Origin of the sequence: Helicobacter vulpis, assembly GCF_003660395.1 — a bacterium.
Lineage (GTDB): Bacteria > Campylobacterota > Campylobacteria > Campylobacterales > Helicobacteraceae > Helicobacter > Helicobacter vulpis.
Window position 1 is genome coordinate 1 of the sequence record NZ_QXQT01000078.1, and the last position, 711, is coordinate 711.

Genomic DNA, 711 nt, shown 5'->3' on the forward strand with positions numbered 1-711 from the left:
GACTCGGCGATCAAAAAGATCAAGGGGTTGAATGAGTCACGTATCTTGTTCTTACGGGCGATCATGCACGAATTGCGCACACCCATCACAAAGGGCATTTAACAGAAAAAGAAAGATTATTTGAGTCAATTATACACCGCTACATCACTAATACGCCGATCACAAATGCTCATTTTTAAATAGGAGAGCAAACACAAAAAGACTTGAGTACTCTTTTCTATCACATTAATCAGGTGCAAAGTGTAGCCAAACCTCTTTTTTACTCGCTTTTAGCGAAACCTTAAGGGAAGTGATCTACACGCGCAACAATGAATTCAAACTTTTTAAAATGAAAGATTACCCAATACTCAAGCCAGTCCTAAGCAGAATGCTTTGTAGCTGTTGCGCAGCAATACGCAACCCATAGCAAACAAAAAAAGCAGAATGCTTTTTATGGAAAAAACCCATTGGCTGGTCATTTCACTCCTTTTATTAAAACCCCCCAAAGCACCACAGATACACCAAAAAACAAGGTTACATCTTAAGCCTTAAGAATTTCCAAACAACCCCATATCTAACGCTTTGGCTAAATTCTCTTGTGCGATCTTAGCATACTCTGGGCTCTTCTCCACACCGATAAAATCTAGCCCTAGTTGCGCGCATGCCACCCCTGTAGAGCCACTCCCACAAAAACAATCCAACACCACTGAGCCCCTAGGCAAGATTTCTAAA

1 protein-coding gene is annotated in these 711 nt (G+C 41.1%); it reads right to left on the minus strand.

The annotated features are described in order from the left end of the window. Positions 1-527: 527 nt before the first annotated feature. Positions 528-711, minus strand: a 184-nt coding sequence (locus tag EAO38_RS08650; RefSeq protein WP_162982760.1) for a DNA methyltransferase, incomplete at its 5' end; no start/stop codon positions are given.